Source organism: Actinophytocola sp. (assembly GCF_045807065.1).
GTDB lineage: Bacteria > Actinomycetota > Actinomycetes > Mycobacteriales > Pseudonocardiaceae > Actinophytocola.
The window spans coordinates 1-3,337 of the sequence record NZ_JBJMIE010000346.1 but is presented as its reverse complement, the minus strand read 5'-3'; the positions used below and the strand labels follow the sequence as shown (position 1 = coordinate 3,337).

At 70.8% G+C, this 3,337-nt stretch carries 3 protein-coding genes and 1 pseudogene; 2 read left to right on the top strand and 2 right to left on the bottom strand.

Going from position 1 to position 3,337, the window contains the following annotated elements:
• A pseudogene (locus tag ACJ73U_RS20165) lies at nucleotides 1-173 on the bottom strand (crotonyl-CoA carboxylase/reductase); the annotation flags it as partial.
• Between the two features lie 226 nt (nucleotides 174-399).
• Nucleotides 400-858, bottom strand: a complete 459-nt coding sequence (gene mce / locus ACJ73U_RS20160) for a methylmalonyl-CoA epimerase (protein WP_407779205.1) — start codon at nucleotides 856-858, stop codon at nucleotides 400-402.
• Between the two features lie 125 nt (nucleotides 859-983).
• On the opposite strand from mce, the gene ACJ73U_RS20155 reads away from it, so the two are divergent.
• Complete coding sequence (locus ACJ73U_RS20155) at nucleotides 984-2,162, top strand: acetyl-CoA C-acetyltransferase (RefSeq protein ID WP_407779204.1); 1,179 nt, start codon at nucleotides 984-986, stop codon at nucleotides 2,160-2,162.
• A gap of 110 nt (nucleotides 2,163-2,272) precedes the next feature.
• A complete protein-coding gene (gene meaB / locus ACJ73U_RS20150) occupies nucleotides 2,273-3,226 on the top strand; it encodes a methylmalonyl Co-A mutase-associated GTPase MeaB (protein ID WP_407779206.1) in 954 nt (317 codons plus the stop codon).
• Nucleotides 3,227-3,337: the final 111 nt, after the last annotated feature.

Here is a 3,337-nt window from a genome sequence, read left to right as displayed (position 1 = left end):
GGGACCTCGTCGACGTGCAGGGACTCGCGCTGGTCCTTGTCCTCGTGCTTCCGCCCGGCGAACATGTCGGTCTCGTCGGCGCGGACGGTCACGCCGCGATAGCTCTCGGGCACCGGCAGCGCGCCCACTTCAGCGTGGTCACCAGCGAGGATGGCGTCGAGGATCTTCTGCATGCCCGATTACGCTACCGGCCGGTAACGTTTCAGAAGAAGCAAGGCGAGACCCGAGTCACTGTGCTGGATTGCTCGCCCCGCTCGGCGGCGCGGGCCTGTGCCCGGTCGCCCCGGCGGCGCACCGGTCCGGGGCCGCCGGGCGGCACTGACGCCGGCAGCACTGACAGAATTCGAGCGAGCGCGGTCCACACGTGGCCTTCCGGGACGATGGACCGCGAGGTCGACTTCATCGCTGGTGCGCTGACGAATCCCGCGCTGGTTCCACCAGCTCGATGAGGACACCGCCACCGTCCTTGGGGTGGACGAAGTTCACCCGGCTGTTCGACGTGCCCGTCACCGGCTTCTCGTACAGCAGGCGGAGGCCCTTGGCGCGCAACGCCTCCGTGGCCGCCTCGATGTCCGTGACCCGGTAGGCGACCTGCTGGAGGCCGGGCCCCTTGCGGTCGAGGAACTTGCCGATGGTCGTGTCCGGGCCGAGCGGCGCGAGCAGCTGGACCGCCGTCCCCGTGCCATCGTCGCCAGGCGGGCGCATCATGGCCTCGTGGGTGCCCTGGGCCTCGTTGACCTCGTCGTGGGCCAGTTCGAGGCCGAGGGTGTCGCGGTAGAACGCGATGGCCTCGTCGAGATCGGGCACGGCCACGCCGACGTGGTCAATCGCGGTGACGAACGGTTTCAGTGCGTCCATTCACAGAAGATACGACGCCTGATCGATACCGTGACCTGGGGCTGTGCCAGTGCTCACACAGTAGGAGACCCCTAAATCTACCAACGGGTAACATAGGGGGACCCCGAGATTCTTGGAGGCACGCAGTGTCAGGATCCGTCATTGTCGCCGGCGCACGCACCCCCATCGGCCGCCTGCTCGGCTCCCTCAAGGACTTCTCCGGGGCACAGCTGGGCGGCATCGCCATCAAGGCCGCGCTGGAGCGGGCCGGGGTCGCGCCCGCGCAGGTGCAGTACACGATCATGGGCCAGGTGCTGACCGCGGGCGCCGGCCAGATCCCCGCGCGGCAGGCCGCGGTCGCGGCGGGCATCCCCATGGACGTGCCGGCGCTGACCATCAACAAGGTCTGCCTGTCCGGCCTGGACGCGATCGCGCTGGCCGACCAGCTCATCCGCGCCGGTGAGTTCGAGATCATCGTGGCCGGCGGCCAGGAGTCGATGACGCAGGCTCCGCACCTGCTGCCGAAGTCGCGTGCCGGCTACAAGTACGGCGACGTGACCATGCTCGACCACATGGCCTACGACGGCCTGTTCTGCGCGTTCGACCAGGTCGCCATGGGCGCGTCGACCGAGAAGCACAACGCGCGCCACGGCGTGACCCGCGAGGAGCAGGACGCGTTCGCCGCGCGCTCGCACCGGCTCGCGGCCGCGGCGATCGAGAAGGGCTTCTTCGCCGACGAGATCGTGCCGGTGACGATCCCCCAGCGCAAGGGCGACCCGGTCGTGTTCGACACCGACGAGGGCGTGCGGCCGAACACCACCGTGGAGGAGCTGGCCAAGCTGCGCGCGGCGTTCGCCGCCGACGGGACCATCACGGCCGGCACGTCGTCGCAGATCTCCGACGGCGCCGCGGCGGTCGTGGTGATGAGCAAGGCCAAGGCCGAGGAGCTGGGGCTTTCGTGGCTCGCCGAGATCGGCGCGCACGGCGTCGTCGCCGGCCCGGACGCGAGCCTGCACGAGCAGCCGTCGAACGCGATCAAGGCGGCACTCGCGAAGGCCGGTCTCTCGGCGTCCGACCTGGACCTCGTGGAGATCAACGAGGCCTTCGCCGCGGTGGGCGTGGTGTCGGTGAAGCAGCTGGGCATCAGCGAGGACATCGTGAACGTCAACGGCGGCGCGATCGCCCTCGGTCACCCGATCGGGGCGTCGGGCGCGCGGCTGGCCGTGCACCTGGCGTACGAGCTGAAGCGCCGTGGTGGCGGGCTGGGCGCGGCTGCGCTGTGCGGCGGCGGCGGCCAGGGCGACGCTCTGTTGCTGCGCGTCTGAGCGGAGCTTGCGGAGCGATCATCGTTACTGAGCGGAGCTTGCGGAGCGATTGTTGTTTCTGAGCGGAGCTTGCGGAGCGATCATCATTACTGAGCGCAGTCTGTGGAGCGATCACCATCACTGATCTCGCATCCCTGGTCGAGCAGGCACGCGCCGGGCGGGTGCGTGCCGTTGCCCGGCTGATCTCGCTGGTCGAGGACGACGGCCCGGAGCTGCGGTCGCTCTCGGCGGAACTGGCGCCGCTGACCGGTCGCGCCCGGGTGCTCGGCCTGACCGGACCGCCGGGCGTGGGCAAGTCGACCTCCACGTCGATGCTGGTGTCGGCGTTCCGCGCACGCGACCTGCGGGTGGGCGTGCTGGCGATCGACCCGTCGTCGCCGTTCTCCGGCGGGGCGCTGCTGGGCGACCGGATCCGCATGCACGACCACACGGTCGACGCCGGCGTGTTCATCCGCTCGATGGCCACGCGAGGCGCGCTCGGCGGACTGGCGACGGCGACACCGCAGGCGGTGCGGGTGCTGGACGCGGCGGGTTTCGACGTCGTGCTGGTGGAGACCGTGGGGGTGGGACAGTCCGAGATGGACGTCGTGGCGCTGGCCGACACCACCGTGGTGCTGCTGGCGCCGGGCATGGGTGACGGCATCCAGGCGGCGAAGGCGGGCATCCTCGAGGTCGCGGACGTGTTCGTGGTGAACAAGGCGGACCGCGACGGTGTCGACCAGACCGTCCGGGACCTGCGCCACGCGCTGTCGTTGGGACGGCGTGAGCTGGGTCCGTCGTGGCGGCAGCCGATCGTCCGCACGGTGGCGACGACCGGCGAGGGCGCCGACGAGCTGCTGGCCGCCTTGGACGGCCACCACGAGTGGCTGGTGGCGCAGGGTGAGCTGGAGGCCCGCCGGGTCCGGCGCGCGTCCCGGGAGATCGAGGCCATCGCGGTGGCGTCCCTGCGGGCCCGGCTGGGTGGCGTGCGAGGCGGTGAGGTCCTGTCCGGGCTGGCGAAGCAGGTCGCGGCGGGCGAGACGGACCCGTATACGGCGGCCGACCAGCTGACCAAGGGTTTCTGAGCGGAGCTTGCGGAGCGAACGGCGTCTCGGGCGGAGCTTGCGGAGCGAACGGCGTCTCGGGCGGAGCTTGCGGAGCGAACGGCGTCTCGGGCGGAGCTTGCGGAGCGAACG